1 protein-coding gene is annotated in these 1,016 nt (G+C 32.7%); it reads right to left on the bottom strand.

What is annotated here, in order from left to right:
* Positions 1-111: 111 nt before the first annotated feature.
* The coding region (locus DW657_RS18070; RefSeq protein WP_158577428.1) for a hypothetical protein at positions 112-1,016 on the bottom strand (905 nt) is incomplete at its 5' end.

The following is a 1,016-nucleotide window of genomic DNA, read 5'->3' as shown; positions in this document are numbered from 1 at the left end:
GGCAATATTGTGCCGTAGTGAGGCAATAAGAGAAAGGATCCGCTTTACCACCCGTCAGGACTATCATGACGACCTCTCAGAGACGTTTTGACATCTCGTAAGTATTATTAATTACTTATATAAATATTTTAAAATATAATAGTCACTATTGTCTGTTTCTTTATAAGAAATGTTCACATTGTTATTTTTCAAATGGGAGATGATTCTCTGCAATCTGTTTTTCTCTACAACTGCATACAAACTTGTCTTATCTGCATTTTTTGCAATAGGAAAAACTATCTCTTTGTTAGAAAAACAATTAATTCGTCCAATTTTTCCAGAAGACTTATCGTAAAACAGCATAAACCACTTTTTCATATTACTCCCCTTCTTCATCAAAAAGGAAATATATTTCTCTGTTTCTAATGTCGTGATTGGAAATTCCTTTTCCGTGCTCATTAACCAATTATGTAACCTTTCCTCGTTTTTACCTAAATTATCTACATCAGAGGCCTGTAATCCATTTTTTCCAAATTTTATTTTGTAAGCTTTAGAAAAAACATTTTTTGCTTTATCAAAAGTGTACAAATATTCAGAAACAAATGGCGGAACTATTCCGAGAAGATGGTCTGAAAAATCGAAAAAGCACTGCTCTTGCATATTAATGCCAGCAACGAACCCTTCGCTACAATCAAGTTCCTCCTTGATTTTCGCTTTTGAAGAATCAAAAATGAACATTTTGTTACTGTCTTTGCTGATACTTGTTGGAACTAATATATGCTGCTCAGAAGACAAATTGTAAATTTGTCCAAAGAAAAGCATTCCTTTACCTGATTTAGACCATTCTGTAGGAAGCGGTATTTTTTTCACAAAATTGAAATGCGTATCATAGCATAGCAAATTTTGAGGGGTTAAAATCTCAACATGATTAGTATTACTATTAAATCCAAAAGCTGTTACTATAGAATACTCTCCCAAACCATTACCAATTTTTCTAGAAGAACTAGAAACCCTAAAATCCGCAACTATCATCCAAT

This window comes from Prevotella sp. AM23-5, assembly GCF_003473645.1.
Taxonomy (GTDB): domain Bacteria; phylum Bacteroidota; class Bacteroidia; order Bacteroidales; family Bacteroidaceae; genus Prevotella; species Prevotella copri_A.
Note: the sequence above shows the minus strand (reverse complement) of the source record. Positions and strands in the feature narration are given on the sequence as shown.